Here is a 24,544-nt window from a genome sequence, read left to right as displayed (position 1 = left end):
GGTTGGGCTGGTCGGTGGTTTCGGGAGCGGTGGGAGCAGCAAAATCAGACATTAGCGGCGAAACGGGTGAGACTGCAAAAGTACGCCCGGCGGGCGGCCGTATCTTTGCCGGAGCTTCTCCGGGCGCATCATTTCATCCGGCGCGGCATTATTGGCCAACCTTTGCGTGCTTTCCGTGGTGAATTCTTCTGTGCTGCCTGCTTCCTCTCCCACCATCCGGCCCGAAATCGAAGCCTGGCTGGCCGACTTTCAGCTGCGCCTGTGCCAGCAGCTGGAAACGGCCGACGCCAGCTCCGCCCACTTCCTCACCGATGCCTGGCAGCGCGAAGGCGGCGGGGGCGGCCGCTCCAAAGTGCTGGAGCACGGGCGCATCCTGGAAAAAGGCGGCGTTGGCTTCTCGGCTGTGTGGGGCAGCATGAGCGAGGCCGCCGCCCGCCAGCTGCACATGCCCGACCCGCATTTCTACGCCACCGGGGTGAGCGTGGTGCTGCACCCGCGCAGCCCGCGCGTGCCCATCATCCACATGAACGTGCGGTATTTCGAGGCCGGCAACGGCGAGGCGTGGTTCGGCGGCGGCATCGATTTGACGCCGATTTACGTGGACGAGGGCCAAGCCCGGCGCTTTCATGAGCGGCTGCGCGCCGTGTGCGACCGCCACAACCCCGCCTACTACCCCAAATTTACCCGCTGGGCCGACACCTATTTTTACCTGCCCCACCGCCAGGAAACGCGCGGCGTGGGCGGTATTTTCTACGACCGCCTCACTGTGGGCCCCGACGGCACGGCCGAAGCGCTGTTTGCCTTCATGCGCGACGTGGCCGAGTTGTTCGGCCCTTTCTACACCGAAATAATGGCCGAAAACGAAGCCCTGCCCTATGGCGAGCGCGAAGAAGCCTGGCAAAGCCTGCGCCGGGCCCGCTACGCCGAGTTCAACCTGGCCTTTGACCGGGGCACCCGCTTCGGCCTCGAAACCGGCGGCCGCACCGAATCAATCCTCATGAGCCTGCCCCCGCGCACCGGCTGGGCCTACAACCCCGCCCCGCCCGCCCCCGGCACCCCCGAGGCCGACACGCTGGCTTGGCTGCGCCAAGGCGTTGATTGGGTGTAGCTTGGGGCGAATAATGGAGTGGTGAGTAAAAACGTAATTCGGTTGTCAATAAATGCTTTTTCTCACTAATAATCACTCATTCCTCGATTCGATAAAGGCGTTGGACCGGGCCGTGCTTTTGGCCATCAACCGCGCTAATTTCCCGGCGCTCGATACCGTGATGGTGCTCGCCTCCAATCGGTTGGTGTGGTTCCCGGTGTATGCCGTGCTCATTGGCTGGCTCATCTACCATTTTCGGCGGCGGGCCTGGCTGCTGCTGCCGCTGGTGGTGACGGCCGTGGCGCTGGCCGACAGCATCACCAGCCGACTGTTTAAGCCGTTTTTCGGGCGGCCCCGCCCCTGCCACGACGCTGCCCTGTTTGCCCAGTTGCACCTGCCCGATGGCTGCGGCGGGCAGTTTGGCTTTTTGTCATCGCACGCCGCCAACTCCATGGCCCTGGCCGTTTTCCTGACCGTAGTGCTACCGGCGGGCCGGTTCCAAAAAATAAAAATCGCCCTATTTAGTTGGACTGTTTTACTATCGTACAGCCGGATGTACCTTGGGGCTCATTATCCCACTGATGTGCTTGGAGGAGCCGCCATTGGCGCCTTGCTGGGCTGGGGGGCGGCCCTCACTTATCAGCACCTTGCCCTCCGGTGGTGGCCCGCCCGAGTATAATTTTCTGCAAATGGATACTGCCGCGCGACGATTCTTATTCTTATTGTCCAGCACTCGTCGCATGGGCAACAGTGAGCAGCTGGCCTACTGCGCCGCCCACCATTTGCCCCAAAATGCCACCCAGCAGTGGCTGCATCTGCAAGATTATCCGCTGCCCTACTTCGTGGATATGCGCCACCACACGCCCTATCCGCAGCCCATCGGCAATGCCCAGGTGTTGCTGGAAGCTACTTTGGACTGCACCGACCTAGTGCTAGTGGCGCCCCTCTACTGGTACAGCCTGCCCGTGCACGCCAAGCACTACCTCGATTACTGGAGCGCGTGGCTACGCACCCCCAACCTTGATTTTCGGGAGCAAATGCGCCGCAAAACCCTGTGGAGCATAGTAGTGAGTAGCGGCGACCAGTCCGAAACCAATCCGCTGGAGCAGTCGCTCATGCTCACTGCCAACTACTTGCGCATGACGTGGGGCGGCCTGCTCTACGGCACCGGCTCGCGACCCAACGACATACAGGACGATAAACAGGCTCTGGAGCGGGCCAAAGTGTTTTTTCAAGGCAACAAAAGCAGCCCTGAAAAGCCATCAGTGCTTATGCCCAGAATGAAAATAAGCCCGCAGGATTAACTGCGGGCTTATTCATTCAAGAGGTTTATTCGGCCGGCTGGCGGTTGCCCGTGTGGCCGTCGCCCCGGTCGCCGTCGCCGGGCTTGCTGGTCTTTTTGGAATTGTGGCGGTCGTCTCTCGACAAAGATTTGTGGAGTTCGACGGACTGCTCAATCTGACCGTCATCGTCGCGCCGAACGTAGCGCTTATCACCCTCGTGGGGTTCCAATAATTCGCGTTTAGACATGATGCGAAAGGACTTACGTGGAAGATTATTTTCCTACGCAGTCGCCGGCCGAAGTTGTCAGGCCGTTTTGCCCAGCAGCTTGGCCACGTACTTGCCCACGATGTCGAACTCCAGATTTACGGTTTCGCCGGCTTGCAGCTGCTGAAAGCTGGTGTGCTCGTAGGTATACGGGATGATGGCCACGGTGAAGCCGTCGTCGGTACTGTCGAAGCACGTCAGACTGGTGCCATTCACGCAAATGGAGCCTTTCTCGACGGTGAGACGGCTGGGGCCGGGCGCGTGCTGAAACCGAAACAGCCAGGAGCCCTGCTGGTCGGTCACGCTGGCGCAAGTGGCCGTGGCGTCGACGTGGCCCTGCACGATGTGGCCGTCGAAGCGGCCGTTGGCGGCCAGGCAGCGCTCCAGGTTCACGTGGCGGCCGGGCGTCCACTGGTTCAAGTTGGTCACGCGCAGCGTTTCATCGATGGCGGTCACGACGTGCGTGCCGGCCGCCGCATCCACGGCCACCACGGTGAGACACACGCCGTCGTGGGCCACGCTTTGGTCAATTTTTAATTCGGCGGCGAAGGGCGAAGCCACCGTGAAATGGCGGTTGGTGCCTTCGTCTTGAACGGCCACAATGGTGCCGAGGGCTTCAATAATTCCGGTAAACATAAGCGAGGCTGAAACGGAGGTTGGCGGAGCTAACTTGTCAGGTTCACCCACTCGCCAAACACGGCGCCGGGCCTGCAAACCGCTCCATTTATGAACAAAGAACGGCATCCCTTGTCGGAGATGCCGTTCTGGACTACAAACCGCCTGGTGGGCGAAAGGGTTATTTATCGACTTTGTCCATGGCACGCCAGTCCAGCTCACCCGTTTCCTTGCGGCGCAAAAAGTAGCTCTGGTCGTCGTCCTTGTTTTTGCCGAAGGTGAGGTCGGCGCGGCACGAGAGGCATTTCACCGAGGTGTACTTGTATTTGCCCTGCGCCACGCGGCTGGTCAGGTCGAGGTTATCGGAGCCGCAGAGGCCGCAGGCGGCCACGTCGGGGAAGCTCAGCCGGTCGTATTCGGCCACGGTTTCGTGAAAATTACTGCCCTCCACGGTGAAGTGAAACTGGCGGCGCCCAATGCGCTTGGTGGTCATCATCTGCAACATTATCCTGCAATCAAACGGGTGAATTGATGCTTTAAAATTACGAATTATCCTCCTCAAAAACAAGCCAATATGCCCGTAATATGGCATAAAAAAAGCTCCCTCGAAGGAGCTTTTTTAGAAGGCTTATGATGAGGCTATTGCTGGGTGAATTTCACCGTCTTCAGGGTGGTGCCGGCACTCACTTCGCAGGTGTAAACGCCCCTGGCCAGCCGGGCCGTTCGCAAGGATACTTCGGCGCCGCGGGTGGCCGGCAGCTGCTCTTGCTGCACCACGGCGCCCCGCGCGTCGAGCACACGCACGCGCAAGGGGCGGCCCTGCAGCACGGCCGGCAGCACCAGCGTGAGCGGCCCGTCGCCGCTGGGGTTGGGGTACAGGCCCAGGGTTTCGGCGGCCGACGCTTCGGCCTTGGCCGCCAAGGGCGCATTGGGATGCAGGGCGTTATAGGCCGTCACGAAATTGGGAATGCCGTAGCCCAGCTCGTTGTCGGGGTTGTTGGCCTGCGAGGCCGTGCTGCGCAGGGCCACGATGACCTGTTGGGCCGTGAGCGTGGGGTTGGCCTGCCAGAAGCCGGCCACCATGCCTGCCAGAATGGGGCAGGCATACGACGTGCCGCTGCCCCGAAAAGCCGCGCCATTGGGCCCCAGCACCGCCGCGGCCAGGCCCATGGCGGCCAGCGTAGGCTTGGTGCGCCCGTCCGACGATGGCCCGTAGGAGCTGAAATAGGCGCGATTGCCCAGCGAATCAACGGCCGCGACGGACACAATAGAGTCGGCATCGGCCGGGGCCGAGATGTAGTGCCAGGGGTCGTCGCCCTCGTTGCCGGCGGCGCTCACCACCAGCATGCCCACCCGCGCCGCAAAGGTGGCCGCCCGCGTGCTGATGGCCGTGCGGCCGTTCATGTCGGCGTAGCTGTAGGAGGGCGAGGGCGCATCGAACGTGGTATAGCCCAGCGAAGAACTGATGACGTCGACCCCGGCCGAATCGGCGTATTCGGCCGCCGCCAGCCAGTTGGCTTCCTCAATAGGATGCTCCGAGCCAGCATCTTCGGTGATGCACAGGTGGAACGTGGCTTTGGGCGCCGAGCCAATGTAAAAGCCCGATTGACTGGCCGCAATGGCCGATACGCAGTTGGTGCCGTGGTTGTCGCGGGTGTACACGCTCTTGTTGCCATCCACAAAGTTGCGAGTGGCCGCCAGCCGGTTTTCCAGATAAACGGGCTGCAGGGCCGCAATCTGGTCGACGCCGGGGAAGCCGGCATCGAAGACGGCAATGTGCATGCCATCGCCTCGGAAACCGGCGTCGTGCATGGCCGTGACCCCGATTTGCAGGTTCTGGCGGTAGGCCGGGCCGTACTGGGCCCGGGTGGCCAGGGTACGGTTCACCAGCGGCGGGGCCTGCACCGGCGATGGGTGGGGCACCGGGGCCTGGTAACCGCGGTTCAGAGTGGTGGCGGTGCGCACGATGGGCAAGGCCTGAATGCGGCCCAGCGTGGCCGAATCGCAGGAAACCACCACGGCATTAAACCACCGCGACGTGTAGACGATGCGGGGACTGCCGGCCACGCTGCTGATTTGGGTGACGTAGGCCGGGTTCACGGGCAGGTCGCGCGGGAGCACCGCAATGCCCTGCCGCGTGCGCCGCGCCACCGAGCGGGCCGACAGAAATGCCTGGGGCTGCGTCACGGAATACGGCGTGCCGGTTTTGTCGCGCAAGTACACCAAGTGCCGACGCACCTGGCCCTGGGCTTGCGCCTGCGGCGCTGCCAGCCCATTCACACCGGCCACGACCAGCGTCAGCAGCAGCCATTTTGACATCAAACTCATGAAAATAACCCTTAGGCTTTCAAAATAATGCGTGGTGCGCAGCGGCTAACGGGTGCGGTAGTCAATCAGCGTTTCGCGCCGGGAAGTGGCCAGAAAGTAGTTGCTGTCGTAATAGTCCACTCTTTGGGTAACGGTGTTATTGATATAGAAATTGGCGAAAAAGAAGCGACGCCGCAGCACCGGCCCCACCCCTTTGGCAAACACCTGCTGGTAGCCCCTGCGCTTGAGGGCGCTATTTTCGGCGGCCGTGCCGGTGTTGTTCACCGTCACGGTGGGCTCGTATGCCTTCACGGGCAGGCCCGAGGTGCCACCGCCCGTGGTGAAGGGCAGCCCCACCCGGCTGTACTGCCGGGTTTCGGCCAGGAAGGTGGTATCGATGTTGTTGAACGCGTTGAGGTTCCAGGAGCGCCCCTGCCGCACCGGGAAAATGAGCTCGGCGGTTTTGGCGTTGTTGCGGTTGAGTGCCACGAAATTGGCGTTGGCCGTGAGCACAAATACACTGTCGTCGCGGAAGCTGGTCGTATTGGGGCCCATCTTGGAGCGCACCAGCCGGTAGGCCGGCTGCCCGCTCGCGTCTGTGAAAACGTCCGTGATGGTTTCCTTGAACTGGTAGTTGCTTACGGTGAGTACGCTCGGCGTCGCGAGTGAATTGCCCGAAGCCAAGGCCTGGCTCCAGGTGCTGTCGGCCACGGCATAGGTCCAGTAGTTGCCCACGGCGATGGGATAATAACCGGCTCCGGTGTCAGGAATGGCTTCCGTGTCATTTTTGCACCCCGCCACGCCGGTGGCCAGTGCGCAGGCAACAACGGCCAGGGCCCGGCGCCTGTCGATAAACTTATGAAGCCAGCGGAGAAGCGGTGAGTGCATAGGGAAGGAAGTAGAAAAAGAGGAATAACGCGCCTTATTGCCCGGCCGTTGCGGCGGCATAAGGTAAGGGGATTTCGCCAATTACGTGGCGCTCAATCCAGCCGCCGCCCAGCACATCGCTGCCGTCGTAGAACACGGCGGCCTGCCCGGGCGTGATGGCGTGCACGGCCTCCTCAAAATACACCCGGATTTTGCCGTCCACTTCTTCCAGAAACGCCGGGGCGCCGTCGTGGTTGTAGCGCACTTTCACCACGGCCGGCACCAGGCCGCGGCCGGCCAGGCTGGCCTCCTTGCCCATGTTGAGCTTGCCCACCACGGTGGCGGTGCTGGCCAGTTCGTCGTAGTTGCCGAGCACCACTTCGTTGGTATCGGGCCGGATTTCGAGCACGAAGGCCGGGTAGCCCAGCGCCACGCCCAATCCTTTGCGCTGCCCGATGGTGTAGAACGGGTAGCCCTCGTGCTTGCCGATGACACGACCGTTTTTGGTCACGAAGTTGCCGCCGGCCACGCGGGCCTCCAGGCCCGGCACGCGGCGGCGCAGGAAGCCGCGGTAGTCATTGTCCGGGATGAAGCAGATTTCGTAGCTCTCGGGCTTGTTCACCAGCTCGGTGAAGCCGCGCCGGCGGGCTTCATCGTAAATCTCGGTTTTGCGCATGCCGCCCAGCGGAAAAAGCGTGCGGCTCAGGCTCTCCTGGCTCACGCCCCACAAGGCATAGCTTTGGTCTTTGTTTTCATCGAGCCCTTTGCTCACCACGAAGCGGCCGGTTTCGGCGTCTTTGCGGATGTTGGCGTAGTGGCCGGTGGCGATGAACTCGCAGCCCAATTGGTCGGCGCGGCGCAGCAGGGCGTCCCACTTGATGTGGGTGTTGCAGAGCACGCAGGGGTTGGGTGTGCGGCCGGCCAGGTATTCGTCGGTGAAGTTATCAATCACGAAATCACCGAATTCGTCGCGAATGTCGATGATGTAGTGCGGGAAGCCCAGGGTCACGGCAATGTCGCGGGCGTCGTTGATGCTGTCGAGGGAGCAGCAGCCGGTTTCCTTTTTGGAGCCGCCGGCGCTGGCATAGTCCCAGGTTTTCATGGTCATCCCAACCACTTCGTAGCCTTGCTCGTGCAGGAGCACGGCGGCCACGCTGCTGTCAATTCCGCCGCTCATGGCGACTAGTACCCGTCCTTTTGTTTCGGTATTCATAGTGTGGTGCAATTCACCCGGAGCTTGAAAGGTTCCGGCCGGCACCTGCAAAGGTACACCGTTGGCAAATCGTTCGTCATCCTGAGCGCAGCGAAGGACCTTCTCACGTCCCGCACCAAATGCTCAAACGTGAGAAGGTCCTTCGCGGTGCTCAGTATGACAAATGCCTCTTAAGCCTATTTGCCCCGTCCTTCCACAATAATCTTGAGCGTGTAGAGCAGCACCCGAAAGTCCATGGCCAGGCTCATGTTTTCGATGTAGAGAATGTCGAATTTGAGGCGTTCGACCATCTGAGCCACGGTTTCGGCGTAGCCATACTTCACCTGACCCAGGGAGGTGAGGCCCGGCCGCACGCGGTGCAGGTGGCGGTAGTGGGGTGCAATTTTGACAATCTGGTCGATGAAGAACTGGCGCTCGGGGCGCGGGCCCACGATGCTCATGTCGCCCTTGAGCACGTTCCAGAACTGGGGCAATTCGTCCAGCCGCACCTTGCGCATGAAGCGGCCCCACTTTGTGATGCGCGGGTCGTGGTCGGAGCTCAGGGCGGGGCCGGCCTTCTCGGCATCCACGAACATAGAGCGAAACTTGATAATGCGGAACGGCTGCCCGTTGCGCCCGATGCGTTCCTGGCGATAGAAAATCGGGCCGGGCGACGACAACCGCACCATGATGGCTGTGAAGGCATACACCCAACTGGCCAGCAGCAGAAACAGCGCCGAGCCCACCACGTCAATCACCCGCTTGAGGATGACCTGCCACACGGGCAGCAAATCCTGCTTGATTTCGATGAGGGGCGTGCCAAATAAGTGGTTGACTTTCACCGAACCCAGTAGCATCTGGTACAAGTCGGGCAGGATGCTGACGCGGGCCGGCGTGCCATCCAGCAAAGTCAGAATGTCCTGAATGAGCAGGTGTTCGCTGGGTTCGATGGCGATGACAATCTGCTCGATTTTGAGGGCCCGCACCAGGGCCGGCAGGCGCTGATAGGAGCCGCGGGCGGGCAGCTCGGTGGCCAGCTCGGGGTCCACGGTGTCGCCGACGGGCGCGAAGCCCACCATGCGCAGGCCCAGGTGCTTGCTGGTGCGCACCAGCTCGTGAAAGGTATTCAGCGCCAATGCATTGGAGCCCACCAGCAGCGTTGGAAACGAAATATCGCCTTGGCGGATGGTACGCTGCACGCTGCTCACGGCGATGGTGCGCAGGAAACCCGTGATGAAAAAATGCAGCAGGTAGTAGGCCGAAAACGTTTTGTAGTAGGCCTTGTAGTTCACCACGCCCTGGTCATCGAGCAACAGGGTGAAAAAGATAACCACGGCCCCGAGCAGCGACACCCGGGCCAGGCGCAAAATTTCGCCGAGGCGCGATTTGCGGTAGATGTCGCGGTATTCGCCCACCAGCGTATAGAGGAACGTCCAGAACACGGCAATGAAAATGGCCGAGCCGGTGAGGTCAAACAAGGCGCCTTCGGTGAAGCGGTAGCCCGTCAGCTCGTTAAGCAAGTACTTGCGCACGAGGTAGAAACACATCCAGGCCAGCAGCGCCGCCCCAAAGTCGGCGGCCACAAGCTTGATATACTGAAAGCGGCGAATGAGCTGCAAAACGGTGACAAAAGGTGTATTTTCGCGGCCAGTGGACAAAAACCGCGCCGGGCAAAGGTAGGACGCGCACCGGGTTGCCAGCACCGGCCGGCAACCGGGGGCGCCTTGTTGCGGCCCGTCGGCTTATTTTCGGCTTTCATTTTTTCGATTTCGCCATTTCACCGCTTCAGGATTCTTACCGCCACCAGGGCCAGCGGCGCGCGTTGGCCCGGGAGCTGCGCCAGCGCGGCATTCACGACGAGCGGGTGCTGGCGGCGCTGTCGGCCGTGCCGCGCCATCTGTTTTTTGAGCCCGCCTTCCAGGACCATGCCTACCAGGACAAGGCCTTTCCCATTGGCGAGGGCCAGACCATTTCGCAGCCCTACACAGTGGCCTTCCAAACCCAGCTGCTGAACGTGCAGCCTACTGACCGGGTGCTGGAGGTGGGCACCGGCTCGGGCTACCAGTGCGCGGTGCTGCTTCAGCTTACGCCCCACGTCGAGAGCATTGAGTTCAACGAAGTGCTGTTTGCCCGCACCCGGCTGCGGCTGGCGGCGCTGGGGGCCGGCGGAGCCAACCTGCATTGCGGCGACGGCTCGGTGGGCCTGCCGGCCCGCGCGCCCTTCGACGGCATTTTGGTGACAGCCGGGGCGCCCGGCTTGCCGCCGGCCCTGCTGCGGCAGCTGCGTGTGGGCGGCCGGCTGGTGATTCCGGTGGGCGACACCCAGGCCCAGCGCATGGTGCGCGTGACGCGCGAAGGCCCCGAAGCTTTCGTGCGCGAAGAGTTTGAGGAGTTTCGCTTCGTGCCCCTGCTCGGGGCCAGCGGCTGGCGCTCCTGAATAGCGCCTTCATCTTTTACCCATTTCTAGGGCTTAAATTGCTCACCGAAAGCAACGCCGATGGACTACTGCTCCACCCCCCGGCACCGCGGCGCTGCTCTCGGCCCTCTTCTTTTTTATCCCTCCCCTTCACCCCCGCATGCTGAAACTTTTACGCATGGCCCGGCACTGGCTGCTGGGCATTGGCGCTATGGCTATGTGCCAGGGCGTGGCCGCCCAAACCCCGCAGGGGGTGAGCCGGAGCTACCCGGAGCACCGCACCGGCATTCGGTGCGCCTTCGATAGCGCCCAGCAGGCGGCGTTTGCCCGGCAGCCAGGGGCCGAGCTGGCCTACCGGGCGTTTCTGCAGCAGGTGGCGAAGCTGCCGGCCGATGCGCGGGCCCGCTTGCTGGCCGCACCCGACGTGACGGTGCCCGTGGTGATGCACATCATTCACACGGGCGGCACCGACAACATCACCGACGCGCAGGTGAACGACGCCGTGCGCGTCATCAACGAGGATTTCAGCAAAACCAACCACGACACGGCCGACGTCATCCCGTTTTTTCAGCCGCGCTACGCCAACATCGGGTTCCGGTTTCGGCTGGCTAAGATTGACCCCAACGGCAACTGCACCACCGGCATCACGCGCACCTATTCGACCGATACCAACATTGGCGATGACCGGGTGAAAAGCCTGATTGCGTGGGACCAGAGCAAGTACCTCAACATCTGGATTTGCACCAGCGCCAACGGCGCGGGCGGCTACGCCTACCTGCCCTGCACCGGCGGCAACGTGGACGGCATTGTGATTCGGAACGCCCAGTTTGGCAGCATTGGCACCTCGTGCGGAGCCAATTTGTGCATTCGGTCGCTGACGCACGAAATCGGCCACTACTTCGGCCTGCCCCATACCTGGGGCGGCAGTAACACGCCGGGCCTGGCCAGCAACTGCGGGATTGACGACGGCATTGCCGACACGCCCAACACCATTGGCTCTCAAAACAGCTGCAACTTGGCCTTTGCCCCCTGCACCGACCCCATTACCGCCCTGCCCGTGCTGGCCAACGTGCAGAACTACATGGACTACGCCACCTGCACCCGCATGTTCACCACGGGGCAGCGTGCGGTGATGCGGGCCTCGCTGCAGCTGGGCTGCCGCCAGGTGCTCACCAGCGCGGCCAACCTGCTGGCCACCGGCACCAACGACGGCTACAACGCCGTGCCCTGCGCGCCGGTCGTGGCCTTCGAACCCTCGGCCACAATAGTTTGCGAGGGTGCGACGGTGTCGTTTTCCGATTATTCCTACAATGCCGACCTCACGGCGGCGGGCGTCACCTATGCCTGGCAGTTTCCGGGTGGGGTGCCCGCCACGTCGTCGCTCCGCAATCCCGACGTGACCTACCCCACCGGTGGCACCTACAGCGTGACCTTGACGGTGACGGCCGCCGGCCGCAGCGGCACCCGCACGCGCACCGGCCTCATTCAGGTATTGGGCGGCAATGTGGGCCTGCCGGCGCCGCTGGCGGAGTCGTTCGAAAACCCGGCTTTCCCGCTGAATTTTACGGCGCCGGATTCGCGCAACTGGTCGAATTCCACCAACTCCACGTCGGGCGCGGCCCGCTGGATACGGCAGGCCAGCAACCCCGGCGGCCTCCAGGCCAGCGACGGCACGGCCTGCATGGCGGTGCGCAGCTCGCTGCTGCCGGCCGGCACCCAAACCCGCCTGCAATCCCCTAACATCAACCTCAGCGCCTATTCGGCCGCCAATCCGCCGGTGCTCACCTTCGACCGCGCCTACGCGCTGCGGCCCACCCCCATCAATGAATACCTAAACGTGCAGTTCAGCGACGACTGCGGCCAGACCTGGATAAACCAGGGCAACATTTTTCCGGCGGCGCTCAATACCCTGGACACGGCGCGGGTGATTGGCTTTATACCCACGTCGGCGGCGCAGTGGAAGCCGCTGGTGGTGCCCATTCCGGCCTCGTTCATTTCCAGCCATTTCCAGCTGCGCATTCAAATGCTGAGCAACGGCGGCAACACCATCTACATCGACCATCTGGCCATTCAGGCGGCCAGTGCGCTGGCCAGCCGTGCGGCGGCCAGCAACGGCGCGCTCCGCGTGTTCCCGAACCCGCTCACGGCCGAAACGGCGGTGGAATTCACGCTGGCCGCCCCGGGCCCGGTGCAGCTGCGCCTCACCGATTTGATGGGCCGACAGGTGCTGGCGCCGGTGCAGGCCGCGGGCCGGGCGGGACGCCAAACGCTGCCCGTGCTGCCCGGGGCCGCAGCGCGTCCGGCCGCGGGCATCTACCTGGTTGAACTGACCACTACTGCCGCGCGTTGGACCACAAAAGTTGTTATTCCGTGATTTCGGGCACGCTAAGGCTGGCTCAGCGACTAACTATTTGGTGCCATTGAATCGTGTTTTCATCACCGCTACCACTCATTGCAGCTTTTTTTCGTCCTCTTCGACTTTCAATCTTCTTCCCCATTCACCCCTTATGCTGAAAAGATTTTTACCCTCGGTAATGGCTGCGGCCCTTGCCTTATCCGGCCTGGGCGCCCAGGCCCAAACGACTGCCGGCAATGCCAGATGGTGCGGCACCGACGAGATGCAGGCGCGCTACTTCGCCGAGCACCCCGGGGCCCGCGAGGCCCAGGCGATTTTCGACAAGCAGCTCACCGTGCTGGCGCAGGCCCAGGCCCAGCAGCGCACCAACTACGTCGTCGACGTGACCATTCCGGTGGTGGTGCACATCATTCACGCGGGTGGGGTGGAGAACATCAGCGACCGGCAGATTGCCAGCGCCATCGCGCAGCTGAACATCGACTACCAGAAGCAGAACGCCGACACGGCCAACACCATTCCGCTGTTCCGGCCCATAGCCGCCTCCATTGGCTTCCAGTTTCGCCTGGCGAAAAAAGACCCCAATGGCAACTGCACCACGGGCATTACCCGCCACTACCTGCCCAGCCTGCTCAACGACAACCAAAGCGGTGCCGTGCAGGCAGCCGCGCTTTGGGACCCCAGCCGCTACATGAACATCTGGGTAGTGGGCTCGATTGGCGTGACGGACCCCAACGGGGGCTACGTGGCGGGCTATGTGAACCCTCCGAATACCCCCACGAACCCCCGCGATGGTTTTGTGGTGCGCGCCGACTATTTTGGTACGCAGGGCACCAGCTCCCTGGCCCGCACCCGGGCCGCCACCCACGAAATCGGCCACTATTTCAGCCTGGCCCACCCCTGGGGCTCTACCAATAACCCCGGCACCGGCGACTGCACCGGCACCGACAACGTGGCCGATACGCCGCCCACCGACGGCACCCAGAGCTGCAACCTGAACTACGCCCCCTGCGGCCCGGTTGCCAACGTGCAGAATTTCATGGACTATTCCTTCTGCTTCACGATGTTTACCCAGGGCCAGCGCGCCCGGATGCGCGCGCTGCTGGCGGCCAACCGGACCACGCTGGTATCGGCGGCTAACCTGGTGGCGACGGGCACGAATGACGGCTACGTGGCCCCGGACTGCGCCCCCATCGCGGCCTTCGGCATCGCGCCGGGCACGAGTGCCAGCGTGTGCATCAACACGCCGGTGAGCCTGCGCGATTACTCCACCAACTTCTCGGCCACCGGCGGCACGCTTTCCTACTCCTGGTCCTTCCCCGGCGGCACGCCCGCCACGGCCACGGGCCAGAACGTGAGCGTGAGCTACGCGGCGGCCGGCTTCTATTCCGTGACCGAGACCGTGACCAACTCCGTCGGCAGCTCGACCAGCACCCAGACCAACCTCATCCGCGTGGAAGGGCCCGGCGGCGGCGAAACCGCCCCGCTCGCCCAGTCTTTCGAGGACCCGGCCTTCCCCGCCCTCTACCCCGCCCCCACCCTGCGCAACTATGAGCTGTCGGGCGCGACGTCCACGGGCGCGGCCAGTTCGTCCTTCGTGTGGCGCCGCCAGACGGCTGTGCCCGCCGCCGACGGCAGCGCCTACCTGAGCGTGACCAACCGCACGTACCCGGCTGGGGCCGTCACCACGCTCATCACGCCCAACATTAACCTGAGCGGCATCACCAACGCCACGCTGCGCTTTGCCCGCGCCTACGCCCTGCGTTCCAACACCGACAACACCCAGTTGCGTATTTCCTTCAGCTCCGATTGCGGCACTACCTGGTCGAATCCCGCTCCATTGGACGCGGCGGCACTGAGCACGCAAGGCCTGACGCCGATTGACGGCTACGTGCCGGCCAGCAGCGCCGAGTGGCAGACGCTGGACGTGGCCATCCCGGCCCAGTTCCAGGGCAGCGGCCTGTTCAAAGTGCGCTTCCAGCTCGTGAATGGCACCAGCCAGGGCAACACCTTCTTCTTTGACTACCTGCGCATTTCCAACCCGCTGGCTACCAAAGCCGACGCCAGCGCCGCCCGCGGCATCGCCGTGTACCCCAACCCGCTCACCCGCGAAACGGCCGTGCACCTGAACCTGGCCGCCGCCGCCAGCGTGCAGGTAAGCCTGACCGACGTGCTGGGCCGCGCCGTGCTCACGCTGCCGGCCAAAACCTACGGCGCCGGCCCCCAGGCCCTGGCCCTGAACCCCGCCGGCCGCCCCCTGCAGGCCGGCGTCTACCTCGTGCAGGTTTCCCTCAACGGCGAAACCTTCACCTCCAAGCTCAACGTCGAGTAAACGGGGAGTGATAAGCAAACTTGAAAAAGCCCCATTCCAGCCGAATGGGGCTTTTTTGTGCCCGTCATGCTCGTTTTCCTGATGTATATTTGCTGAGATACTGATTCTGAGCTTCATTATCACATGTAAGGTTGTCTCTACTTGTTTTCTCTCTCACCTCACCACCCCTAATGAAAAAAGTATTACCCTCGGTCCTGACTGCCTGGCTGGCCCTAACCGGCCTGAGTGCCAAGGCCCAAGCACCGGCCGGCATTTCGCCCAACTGGTGCGGCACCACAGCCGAGCAGGAACGTTACTTCGCCGCCCACCCAGGCGCCCGCGATGCCCAGCGTCTGTTTAACGAGCGCATCGAAGCGCAGTCGAAGATGCAGGCCCAGCAGCGTACCAACTACGTGACCGATGTGACCATCCCGGTGGTGGTGCACATCATCCACTCCGGCGGGTCGGACAACATCAGCGACCGGCAGATTATGAGCGCCATCGACCAGCTGAACCTGGACTACCAGAAGCTGAACCCCGACACGGCCGATATTATTCCGCTGTTCCGGCCCATTGCGGCTTCGGTGGGTTTCCGGTTTCGGCTGGCCAAGAAGGACCCGAACGGCAACTGCACCACGGGCATCACCCGGCACTACGCGCCGAGCATTGCCACCGACGACGGCAGCGGCGCCGTGCAAGCTGTTTCGAACTGGGACCGCAGCCGCTACATGAACATCTGGGTAGTGCGCGGCATTTCGAGTGGCGCCGCCGGCTACGTGTCGCCGCCGAACACTCCGACCAACACCCGCGACGGCTTCACGGTGCTGAGCACCTACTTCGGCACGCAGGGCACGGGCAGCCTGTACGTGGGCCGGGCCGCGACCCACGAAATCGGACACTACTTTGGACTGTCGCACACCTGGGGCGCCACCAATAACCCCGGCACCGGCGATTGCACCGGCACCGACAACGTGCCCGACACCCCCCAAACCGACGGCATCTACAGCAACTGCAACCTGAACTACGCCCCCTGCGGCCCGGTTGCCAACGTGCAGAACTTCATGGACTATTCGTACTGCTTCCGCATGTTCACCCAGGGCCAGCGTACGTTCATGCGCAACGTGCTGGCGGCCAACCGTTCGGTGCTCACCTCGGCGGCCAACCTGGTGTTTACGGGCACGAATGACGGCTACGTGGCCCCGGACTGCGCCCCCATTGCGGCCTTTGCCGTGACGCCGGGCTCCACCGCCAATGTGTGCATCAACACGCCGGTGAGCCTGCGCGACTACTCCACCAACTTCTCGGCCACCGGCGGCACGCTTTCCTACTCCTGGTCTTTCCCCGGCGGCACGCCCGCCACGGCCACGGGCCAGAACGTGAGCGTGAGCTACGCGGCGGCCGGCTTCTATTCCGTGACCGAGACCGTGACCAACTCCGTCGGCAGCTCGACCAGCACCCAGACCAACCTCATCCGCGTGGAAGGGCCCGGGGGCGGCGAAACCGCCCCGCTCGCCCAGTCTTTCGAGGACCCGGCCTTCCCCGCCCTCTACCCCGCCCCCACCCTGCGCAACTACGAAACCAGCGGCACAACGGCGGCCGGGGCGTCCAGTTCGTCCTACGTCTGGCGCCGCCAGACGGCCGTGCCCGCCGCCGACGGCAGCGCCTACCTGAGCGTGACCAACCGCACCTACCCGGTCAACGTGACCACCACACTCATCACGCCCAACATCAACCTGAGCGGCATCACCAACGCCACGCTGCGCTTTGCCCGCGCCTACGCTCTGCGCACGGCCAGCGACAACGTGCAGTTGCGGGTAGGCTTTAGCTCCGACTGCGGCCAGACCTGGCAGACGGCGGCCACCCTCACCGGCGCCAACCTCACCACGCAGGGCCTGACGCCGATTGACGGCTACGTGCCGGCCAGCAGCGCCGAGTGGCAGACGCTGGACGTGGCCATCCCGGCCCAGTTCCAGGGCAGCGGCCTGTTCAAGGTGCGCTTCCAGGTCGTGAATGGCACCAGCCAGGGCAACACCTTCTTCCTCGACCACTTGCGCGTCACGTCCGCCTTGGCTACCAAAGCCGATGCCGGGGCCGCCCGCGGCATCGCCGTGTACCCCAACCCGCTCACCCGCGAAACGGCCGTGCACCTGAACCTGACCGCCGCCGCCAGCGTGCAGGTGAGCCTGACCGACGTGCTGGGCCGTGCCGTGCTCACGCTGCCGGCCAAAACCTACGGCGCCGGCCCCCAGGCCCTGGCCCTGAACCCCGCCGGCCGCCCCCTGCAGGCCGGCGTCTACCTCGTGCAAGTCTCCCTCAACGGCGAAACCTTCACCTCCAAGCTCAACGTCGAGTAAGCACTCCCGACCAGTTTTGCTTCCAAAAAGCCCCATCCCTTTTCGGATGGGGCTTTTTTGTGAATGCTCCCTGGGCTTGAACGTACCTTTGTGGCCTGGTCGGGGGTTTCATTTCACCTTCGGCCTGGTCCATTGCCTACTGAACCTCAACGCCCGCACATGCGCAAGCAAAAACCGGTGGCCGACTCCTTCGTCATCATGACCGAGCTAGTGCTGCCCAACGACACCAATACCCTGAACAACCTCATGGGGGGCCGCATGATGCATCTGATGGACATTGCCGCCGCCATCTCGGCCCAGAAACACTCCAACCGCATTGTGGTCACGGCGTCGGTCGACAACGTGTCGTTTCGCGACAGCATCCGGCTGGGCAACGTGGTGACTCTGCAGGCCCAGGTGACGCGGGCTTTCAGCTCCAGCATGGAGGTGCATATCGATGTGTGGGCCGAAGACATCCCGAGCGGCACCAAGCTCAAAACCAACGAGGCCTTCCTCACCTTCGTGGCCGTCGACCAGTCGGGCCGGCCCATCGATGTGCCCGAAGCCGTGCCCAGCACGCCCGAAGAAATCGCGCTCTACGAAGGCGCCCTGCGCCGCCGCCAGCTGCGCCTCGTGCTGGCCGGCCGCATGCAGCCCGCCGAAGCCAAAGAACTGAAGGCGCTGTTTGCGCTGGAATAGCGCGGAATAAAGTTGTATATTTTGCCTCGTTTCCCACCGATGCCTCGCCGCTATGTCTGCTGAAAAACTGGCCTTTCTGCAAAATTTCTATACCGACGTCACCCTCTACCTGCCCACCGAGCCGTCGGCCGCTACGGCACCAACAGCGCCGGCCAGCGCACCCGTTGCGGCCGCCCCACCCACGGCAGCTCCCACCAACGCGGCCCCACCTAACCCTTTGGCCGACCGCCTGAACCGGCCCGACAACGCCCCCGCCGCCCGGCCGGGCCTGCCCAAGTCGATTCCCACGGCCAGCCAGGTGCAGCTGGCCGACCGCCTGGCCGGCGCCGCCGCGCCCGCACCGGCCGGCCCGCCCCCACCGCCCGCCCCGGCCGGCGTGGCCCCGGTGATGCTCACGCCCTTCACGGCCATCGGCAACAACCCGCAGGGCGTGGTGATGCTGTTTCGGCTGCCCAACGAGCAGTTTCAAAAGCTGCACCGCAACGTGTTTCTCAACAAGATGCTGCAGGCCTTGAACATGGTGATGGCCGACGTGATGCTGGTGAACGTGGAGTCGGAATTGCCCGTGGCGCTGGTGAATTTGCGCCAGATGCTGGCCGCCACGCAAATCATCGCCTTCGGCCGAAACCTGCTCGACACCACCGTGCGCAACACCCAGATTTACGAGCCCGTGCTGTTTCCGAGCCTCAACTTGGCCTATCTGGCTTCGGCCACCGTCGATTTGGTGGAGTATGATGTAAGTTTGAAAAAGCGGCTCTGGCCGGGGCTGCAGCGCATGTTTAGCTAATGCCCACGCACACCGGCCGGAGTCATGCCCGACTAACTACTAGTGGACAGCCGTTATTCAAACCATGCTCGCGGGCTGCGTTTTGAGAACTCGCAATGAAAAAGGCCCCAATCTAATGATTGGGGCCTTTTTCATTGATACTGTTTGGCAATACCTGGACAGCTATCCGTCCACGGCTATTCCACGGTCAGGCGCAGGGCCTTGCTGCCGGTGCGCACCACATAAACGCCCGTGGCCAGGCTGGTCGGCAGCACCAAGGCGGCCGCACCCTCGGCATCGGCCGTTACGTTGAGTACGTGCCGGCCCAAGGCGTCGAAAACGTCCACCGCCGCACCTGGCTCGGCGCCGGTGAGCGTGGCCGCCGCCCGCGTCGGGTTCGGGAAGAGCACCAGCCCAGCCGGGCTGAGAGAAGTCACGGCCACCGTGCGCACGGGCGAGTAGCTGAATGTGCCGTCGGTGTCAACCTGCCGCAGGCGATAATACACCAGATTGGTGGCGTAGCGGGTAATAACCGGGTCGACCAACTGGTAATTGTGAGCCGACTGGCTTGTGCCCGCGCCGGCTACCGTGCCGATGCGCCGGAACGTGCGGCCGTCGGCGCTGGCTTCCACTTCGAAGTGGTCGTTGTGCAGCTCCGAGGCCGTGGCCCAGCGCAGTAGCGCATCCGCGCCCTGCGGCGCGGCCGTGAAGGCCACCAGCGTGACGGGCAGCGGCGCAGCCAGCCCGCCGAGCGTGAGCCGGTCCAGGGCCAGGGTGCTGAAGGAGAAGCTGCGCGTGCTGCCGCTTACCGTGGCCGGACCGGCGCTGCCCGTGGCCGCCCAGTTGCTGGTGCCCTGCGGCGCCCGCCAGGCCTGGGCGCTGGCAAAACTCGCGATGCCGTTGTCGTCGTCGACCAGCCAGCTCAGCGTCACGGACACAGGCGCGGCGGGGGCCACGGCCGCTTCCACGGTCCAGATGCGGTCAATGCCCTGCGCGGTAGTCGTGCCCAGGCCCACGGCCCGGCTCAGGTTGTTGGTCTGCAGCCCGGCGGTGCGGGTGATGGCCACCGCGCCCAAGCCGGTGCGGTCGAGGGCCGCGCCGTGGCCGAAGTCGAGCACGCCGCTGCCGGCGGACCGCTCGATGCGCAGGTTGCCTTGCACGTACTGGCCGGTTTGTTCGCCCGCAAGTGTAGCCCCGTTGGGCAGGGTGAGCGTGGCCGCGGGGGCCGTGCGCAGCAGCCCGCTTTGCAGGATGAGGGCAGCGCCTACAGTCAGATTGGCGGGCAAAGCCAGCGTGCGCTGGCCCACGGCGCCGGTGTTGGCCAGCACGAGCGTGCCCACCGTGGCCGCGCCCGGCGTGAGCGTCTGGTTAGCCGCGCCGCTGAAGACGAGCTTGCCGGGCGAGGCCAGCGTGCCGGCGTTGGTCAGGTCGCCGGTCAGCTCCACGGTGCCGGCATTGCTCAAGCTGCTGCCGGTATTGTTTTGCACCGCGCCGGCTACGTAGAGCGTGGCCCCGGCTTCGACGGTGATGGTGGCGCCGTCGTTGGTGAGGCCGGTCTGGGCCAGGCCGGTGAGGGCGGGCAGCAGCAGGGCGAGAGTAAAGCGTTTTCTCATCTTAATAGACATTCTGTATAAAAGCAATTACACCGGAGCGGATGGGCGGGGCGGCTACTACCGCCGGGCCGGGACCAATCCAGCCGCCGCAGCCGGGCCTCGAAAGTTTCCGGGGTAGCGGTGGCAGCTGGGGTGGGCCGCAACCATTTACCGCCCGGCCGGCGGGCTACTGGCGGCTGATAATCCACCAATTGGTACCGTCGCTTTGCGCCACGATGCCACGCCCCCCGGCGCTGCTGTTCAGGCCGTAGGAACCGAAGGAGCCGCCGGCGTCGCGGAAGGCCGCTGAAACCACGTAGCCGCCACCCGTAGTAAGCAGGTTGTAGAGGCGGCCCACGTTGCCCGGGCCAGGAGTGGGCAGGGATATGTTGCCGCTCACCAGTACCGTATAGTCATTATCGGCAACGGTGCCGCTGCTCAGGGTGCGGATGCTGGCCGCCACCGAGCCGGCTACTTGCAGCGTGCTGGTGGGCGTGCTGGTGCCCACGCCCACGTTGCCGTCGGCGCGCACGGTGAAGTTGGGCGTAAAGGTGCCCGTGGGGATGCCGCCCTCGGCGTTGGTGCCGGCCATGCGGCCCACCACAAACTTGTCGTTGACGTCGGACACGTCGCCCACCACTACGCGCAACTCGCTCTGGTCCACGGCCGGGTTGAGGCGGTACAGGCCTACCGGGTCGGTGCTGAAGCCGGGCCCGACAAACTCGATGGCCTGGCCCGTGCCGGCTACGTTGCCGCCGTCGTCGCCGAGGCGCACGTTCCCGCGCACGTCGAGCGCCTGGGTGGCAGGCGCAGCGGCGGTGGTGCCGATGCCCACCCGGCCGCTGCTGGTGATGGCCAGGCCCGTGCTGCCGCCGTTGCCCACCAGGTAGTAGGGGCCCAGGTCGAAGTTGCCGCCGGCCGCCGTGGTCGTAGCTGTAGCCGTAGGCGTCTGCCAGGTGCCGTAGCCGCTGCCGTCCGAGGTCAGCACCTTGCCCGCCCCCTGAGTGCCGTCGACGATGCGGATGGCCGAGCCGAAGCCGCTGACGCCGGGGTTCTGGCAGATGCCCACCCAGCGCAGGGGCGTGCCGGTGGTGCTGCCCGCCGAGAAAAAGCCCGCCCAGCCGCCGCCTTTGTAAGCCGTGGCCCAGATGCCGAAGTCGTTGGCCGAGTTGGTGCCCTCGGGCAGCTTGCCGTAGCCCGAGAGGACGGTGCGCGAGTATTTCGTCCCGGCGAAGTTGCTGCGCGTGATGAGCGCGGCGCTCTGCGTGCCCACGCTGGCGTTGAGCTCGACCTGGGCGGTGGAGTCGCCCAGGGAGGTGCTCGCGGTGCCCAGCAGGCGCTGCGCGTTCAGGTTCAGGGTTTGGGTAGCGGTGTGGTTGCCCAGGTTGTCGGCCCCGAGGCGCACCCAGCCGGTGCCGTCGTAGGCGTAGAGGCCGGGCGTGTTGTCGGTCTGGTAGATGACGAGGCCCGGCACGGGGGCGGCCACGCTGCCGGTGCCCATCGCGGTGCGCTGGGCAAGCGTGAGGCGGGGCAGCAGCAGCCCCTTGCTGGTACTGCTAATTTCGAGCGCTGCCGCCGCATTGGGGGTCGTGGTGCCGATGCCAACGGAGCCGGTCTGGGCGTGGGCGAGGCGGGGGGCGGCCAGCAGCGCCAGGGCGGCCAGCGGGGCAAACAGGTATTTGTTCATCATATTAACAAAGGGAGGAAATCCATTAAAAAGCCGGAGCCGATGCAGGCCACGGCCGCGGGCACTACCGCTGGGCCTGCCCGCCGGCCGCGCTTTCCAGCCGCCGCAGCCGGGCCTCGAAGGTTTCGAGCGTGGCGGTGGCCTGGGCTTTGTCGGTGGCGGCTTGGGCTTTCACCGTTTGCAGTTCGGTGTGGGCGGCGGCATTCTGCGCCTTCAGGGCCTCAATCTGCTGCTGCTGCTCCTTGAGGGCCTCGATGAGCACGGGCGTGAGCTGGGCATAGTTCACGGCCTTGTAGCCGTCCTTGTCGGTGCTCACCAGCTCGGGGTAGATTTTCTCCACCTCCTGGGCCAGCAGGCCCACTTGGGGGGCGCCGGCCGTGCCGCCGTGGCGCACGCCCAGCGCGTTCCAGTCGTAGCGCACGCCGCGCAGGGCCAGCACCGAGGCCAGGGCGCTGCCGATGGGCCGCACGTTGGTTTTGAAGCGCTGGTCGGAGGCCGTGTTGAAGGCCGTGGCCTGCACCCCGCCGCCCACGTTGAAGATGTTGGTGGGCTTGGTGGCCGTGCCGCCGTAGTTCAGGTTGAGGGTGCCCGACAGCGAGATGAGGCGGGTGGAGTAGTCGAGGCCGGTATTCTCCACGAAGTCGAGGTAGGGCGACTTGCCGTTGCCGCGCAGCTCGATGCTGGGGTTGCCGCTGCTGCCCCCGCCAATGAGCACGCCCAGGCTCGTGATGCTGGCTATTTCGGGCCGGTCGATGTGCAGCCCCCCGGCGGGGCTGGTGCCGATGCCCACGTTGCCGCCCACCGTGGCGCTGCCGGCCGCGAGCTGGCCGCTCACGGCGGCGTCGCCGTTGCTTTGCACCGTGAAGCTGGGCGTGAAGGTGCTGCCCGGAATGCCGCCCTCGCCGGTGGCGCTGCTGCGGCCCACCACGAACTTGTCGTTGGCGTCGGCGCCGTCGCCCACCACCACGCGCAGCTCGCTGGCGTCGGCGGCGGGGTTCACGCGGTAGAGGCCCACCGGGTCGGTGTTGAAGCCCGGGCCCACAAACTCCACGGCCTGGCCCAGGCCGGTGGCGCTGTTGCCGCCGTCGGCCCCCAGGCGCAGGTTGCCGCGCACGTCGAGCTTCTGGGTGGGGCTGGTGGCGCCGAGGCCCAGGTTGCCAGTGCCGTCGAAGCGGGCCCACTCGGTGGCCACATTGGCCGTGGTGGCGCTGCCGAAGCGGATGCCGCCGCTGCTGCTGCCGCCCTGCTGGTTGAGCAGCCAGGTTTCGCCGTCGCCGCCGCTGCGGTTCCACTGCAGGTAGGCGCCCTGGTTGCTGATGGCGCTGTTGCTGCGGGCCAGGATGCCGCCGTCCACATCGAGCTTCTGGGTGGGGGTGCTGGTGCCGATGCCCACGCTGGCCCCGTTGCCCAGCACCACGGTGTTGCTCTGGGCCAGGGTCACGTTGGCCCCCAGTGCGGTGGCGTTGGTGAGGGCCGTGCCGCCGCCGCTGTTGTAGCCCAGCACCGTGTTGTTGCTGCCCGTGAGGTTGCTGCTCCCCGCGAAGTAGCCGACGTACACGTTATTGCTGCCCGTGGTGGTGCCGGCCCCGCTCACGTTGCCCACGAACAGGTTGTTGGTGCCCGTGGTGTTGGAATAGCCGCTGTGGTAGCCGTCGAACTGGTTGTTGCTGCCCGTCGTGTTCGAGTAGCCGCTGTCGTAGCCGTCGAACTGGTTGTTGCTGCCCGTGGTGTTGGAGTAGCCGCTTTCGAAGCCGCTGAACTGGTTGAAGTTGCCCGCCGTGTTGGAGTAGCCGCTGGTGTAGCCGCTGAACTGGTTGGTGAAGCCCGTCGTGTTCGAGTAGCCGGCCTGGAAGCCCTCGAACTGGTTGTTGTAGCCGCGGGTGTTGGCGTAGCCGCTCCGGTAGCCGTTGAACAGGTTGTTGTAGCCGCTCGTGTTGGCGTAGCCGCTCTGGTAGCCCACAAACTGGTTGGTGTTGCCGGTGGTGTTGGCCTGCCCGGCCTGGTAGCCCAGGTAGATGCCGTTGCCGGGGCCGTTCTGGCCCAGGTTCAGGCCCCCATCGGCCCGCACGCCCACGCCCACGCCGCTGATGCTGGCCCCCGTGCCGATGAGGGCGTTGCCCTGCAGGTTCAGGGCGCGGGTGGCGGTGTGGTTGCCCAGGTTGTCGCCGGGCACCGTCACGGCGGCGGTGGTCTGCACGGTGCCGTCCGGAAACACGAAGCCGCCGCTGCGGCTGGCCACCCGGCCGGATACGTCGAGCGCCTCGTTCGGAAAGGGGGTGCCGATGCCCACCGTGCCGCTCAGGAACGAGTCGCCGGAGACAAACAGGGCGCCGCCCACCACTTGGTTGCCGTCCACGGTGGCGTTGTTGCTCACGTGGGTGTCGCCGTTCACGTCCAGCTTCTGGCCGGGGTTGGTGGTGCCAATGCCCACGTTGCCGTTGCCGTTCACGCGCAGCAGCGTGGTGCCGGCCGTGCCGGCGGCCGTGCCCTGGCTCACGTCGAGGGCGGCCACGCCGGTGCTGGCCACCTTCACGGCCAGGCCCGGGGCGTTGGCGTTGTTGTTGGCGTTGTAAAACACCCCAGCGTAGCCCGCTGCGCTGGTGCTCACCCAGCCCAGGCCCTGGCTGCTGATGCCGTTGCCGTCGGTGCCCAGCACGTTGGCGGCCGTGTTGGCCAGCTGGCCGGCGGGGGTGCTGGTGCCCACGCCCACGTTGCCGGCCACGTAGCCGTTGCCGGCCACCCGGAAGCCGCCGGCCTGGTCGGCGCCGGTC

Annotated in this window: 19 protein-coding genes; 9 read left to right on the top strand and 10 right to left on the bottom strand. The window is 64.8% G+C overall.

The genetic code is table 11. From position 1 onward, the window contains the following. Nucleotides 1-175: 175 nt before the first annotated feature. From hemF to Q4S41_RS09325, 3 genes are read left to right on the top strand one after another with little or no spacing between them, the layout of a single operon-like run. Nucleotides 176-1,108: an oxygen-dependent coproporphyrinogen oxidase gene (gene hemF / locus Q4S41_RS09335; protein WP_305030851.1), complete on the top strand. Its 933-nt coding sequence runs from the start codon at nucleotides 176-178 to the stop codon at nucleotides 1,106-1,108. 52 nt (nucleotides 1,109-1,160) lie between these two features. Beyond that, a complete protein-coding gene (locus Q4S41_RS09330; RefSeq protein ID WP_305030850.1) occupies nucleotides 1,161-1,766 on the top strand; it encodes a phosphatase PAP2 family protein in 606 nt (201 codons plus the stop codon). A 43-nt stretch (nucleotides 1,767-1,809) separates the two neighbouring features. Next, on the top strand, nucleotides 1,810-2,391 hold the full coding sequence (locus tag Q4S41_RS09325; RefSeq protein ID WP_305030849.1) for a flavodoxin family protein: 582 nt from the start codon (nucleotides 1,810-1,812) through the stop codon (nucleotides 2,389-2,391). A gap of 25 nt (nucleotides 2,392-2,416) precedes the next feature. Here the strand turns inward: Q4S41_RS09325 and Q4S41_RS09320 are convergent, their stop codons facing one another. The 7 genes from Q4S41_RS09320 to Q4S41_RS09290 form a co-directional block, all read right to left on the bottom strand. After that, nucleotides 2,417-2,617 (bottom strand): hypothetical protein, encoded by a 201-nt coding sequence (locus Q4S41_RS09320; protein ID WP_305030848.1) that lies wholly within the window; start codon nucleotides 2,615-2,617, stop codon nucleotides 2,417-2,419. Between the two features lie 57 nt (nucleotides 2,618-2,674). Beyond that, on the bottom strand, nucleotides 2,675-3,271 hold the full coding sequence (locus tag Q4S41_RS09315; RefSeq protein ID WP_305030847.1) for a riboflavin synthase: 597 nt from the start codon (nucleotides 3,269-3,271) through the stop codon (nucleotides 2,675-2,677). A gap of 160 nt (nucleotides 3,272-3,431) precedes the next feature. Then, nucleotides 3,432-3,746, bottom strand: coding sequence for a hypothetical protein (locus Q4S41_RS09310; protein WP_305030846.1), 315 nt, complete (start codon nucleotides 3,744-3,746; stop codon nucleotides 3,432-3,434). 143 nt (nucleotides 3,747-3,889) lie between these two features. After that, complete coding sequence (locus Q4S41_RS09305; protein WP_305030845.1) at nucleotides 3,890-5,569, bottom strand: S8 family serine peptidase; 1,680 nt, start codon at nucleotides 5,567-5,569, stop codon at nucleotides 3,890-3,892. Between the two features lie 54 nt (nucleotides 5,570-5,623). Continuing rightward, the gene (locus Q4S41_RS09300; protein WP_305030844.1) at nucleotides 5,624-6,445 is read right to left on the bottom strand and encodes a hypothetical protein; all 822 of its coding nucleotides are present in this window, start codon (nucleotides 6,443-6,445) and stop codon (nucleotides 5,624-5,626) included. A gap of 34 nt (nucleotides 6,446-6,479) precedes the next feature. Beyond that, nucleotides 6,480-7,637 carry a tRNA 2-thiouridine(34) synthase MnmA gene (gene mnmA / locus Q4S41_RS09295; RefSeq protein WP_305030843.1) on the bottom strand — a complete coding sequence of 386 codons (1,158 nt, stop codon included), beginning with the start codon at nucleotides 7,635-7,637 and terminating at the stop codon, nucleotides 6,480-6,482. A gap of 176 nt (nucleotides 7,638-7,813) precedes the next feature. Beyond that, nucleotides 7,814-9,235, bottom strand: a complete 1,422-nt coding sequence (locus Q4S41_RS09290; protein WP_305030842.1) for a sugar transferase — start codon at nucleotides 9,233-9,235, stop codon at nucleotides 7,814-7,816. 155 nt (nucleotides 9,236-9,390) lie between these two features. Between Q4S41_RS09290 and Q4S41_RS09285 the strand changes: the two genes are divergently transcribed. The 6 genes from Q4S41_RS09285 (at nucleotide 9,391) to Q4S41_RS09260 (ending at nucleotide 18,515) form a co-directional block, all read left to right on the top strand. Beyond that, on the top strand, nucleotides 9,391-10,053 hold the full coding sequence (locus Q4S41_RS09285) for a protein-L-isoaspartate(D-aspartate) O-methyltransferase (RefSeq protein ID WP_305031287.1): 663 nt from the start codon (nucleotides 9,391-9,393) through the stop codon (nucleotides 10,051-10,053). A gap of 139 nt (nucleotides 10,054-10,192) precedes the next feature. Further along, entirely contained in the window at nucleotides 10,193-12,406 is a 2,214-nt protein-coding gene (locus Q4S41_RS09280; RefSeq protein ID WP_305030841.1) for a M43 family zinc metalloprotease, read from the top strand. 160 nt (nucleotides 12,407-12,566) lie between these two features. After that, on the top strand, nucleotides 12,567-14,717 hold the full coding sequence (locus tag Q4S41_RS09275; RefSeq protein WP_305030840.1) for a M43 family zinc metalloprotease: 2,151 nt from the start codon (nucleotides 12,567-12,569) through the stop codon (nucleotides 14,715-14,717). A gap of 170 nt (nucleotides 14,718-14,887) precedes the next feature. Further along, entirely contained in the window at nucleotides 14,888-17,050 is a 2,163-nt protein-coding gene (locus tag Q4S41_RS09270; RefSeq protein ID WP_305030839.1) for a M43 family zinc metalloprotease, read from the top strand. A 159-nt stretch (nucleotides 17,051-17,209) separates the two neighbouring features. Further along, nucleotides 17,210-17,728, top strand: a complete 519-nt coding sequence (locus tag Q4S41_RS09265; protein ID WP_305030838.1) for an acyl-CoA thioesterase — start codon at nucleotides 17,210-17,212, stop codon at nucleotides 17,726-17,728. A 52-nt stretch (nucleotides 17,729-17,780) separates the two neighbouring features. Then, nucleotides 17,781-18,515, top strand: coding sequence for a hypothetical protein (locus Q4S41_RS09260; RefSeq protein WP_305030837.1), 735 nt, complete (start codon nucleotides 17,781-17,783; stop codon nucleotides 18,513-18,515). A 176-nt stretch (nucleotides 18,516-18,691) separates the two neighbouring features. Here Q4S41_RS09260 and Q4S41_RS09255 read toward each other — a convergent pair whose 3' ends face one another. From Q4S41_RS09255 to Q4S41_RS09245, 3 genes are all read right to left on the bottom strand, one after another. Continuing rightward, a complete protein-coding gene (locus tag Q4S41_RS09255) occupies nucleotides 18,692-20,107 on the bottom strand; it encodes a T9SS type A sorting domain-containing protein (RefSeq protein ID WP_305030836.1) in 1,416 nt (471 codons plus the stop codon). A gap of 166 nt (nucleotides 20,108-20,273) precedes the next feature. After that, nucleotides 20,274-21,776: a hypothetical protein gene (locus Q4S41_RS09250; protein WP_305030835.1), complete on the bottom strand. Its 1,503-nt coding sequence runs from the start codon at nucleotides 21,774-21,776 to the stop codon at nucleotides 20,274-20,276. Nucleotides 21,777-21,837: 61 nt separating this feature from the next. Beyond that, the coding region (locus Q4S41_RS09245; protein WP_305030834.1) for a tail fiber domain-containing protein at nucleotides 21,838-24,544 on the bottom strand (2,707 nt) is incomplete at its 5' end.

This window comes from Hymenobacter convexus (genome assembly GCF_030580955.1).
Taxonomy (GTDB): domain Bacteria; phylum Bacteroidota; class Bacteroidia; order Cytophagales; family Hymenobacteraceae; genus Hymenobacter.
Note: the sequence above shows the minus strand (reverse complement) of the source record. Positions and strands in the feature narration are given on the sequence as shown.